The following is a 373-nucleotide window of genomic DNA, read 5'->3' as shown; positions in this document are numbered from 1 at the left end:
AATTTACCCAGATTGATATCGAAGCCTCGTTTATAAACGAAGACACCATCATGGATCTGACCCAGGACATGATCAAAGGCATCTTCCAGCAGGAGCTGGGCGTTGACCTGGGTGATTTTCCTCGCATGCCGTACGCTGAAGCAATGAACAAGTACGGTTCCGACAAGCCGGATATGCGTATTCCGATGGAGATTGTCGATGTTGCAGAATTCCTGCAAGACATCGAATTCAAGGTCTTTGCCGCTCCGGCGAAAGATCCGCATGGCCGTGTTGCCGCGTTAAAAGTTACTGGTGGTGCCGAGCTGAGCCGTAAGCAGATTGACGAATACACCAAGTTTGTCAGCATCTACGGTGCCAAGGGTCTGGCGTGGAT

1 protein-coding gene is annotated in these 373 nt (G+C 50.7%); it reads left to right on the top strand.

Annotated elements, in window-relative coordinates; translation table 11 throughout:
• Nucleotides 1-373: amino acid--tRNA ligase-related protein (locus Q4563_RS17040; protein WP_303605336.1), on the top strand; the 373-nt coding region annotated here is incomplete at both ends.

This window comes from Gilvimarinus sp. 1_MG-2023 (assembly GCF_030548285.1).
This window is presented reverse-complemented; position numbering and strand designations above follow the sequence as displayed.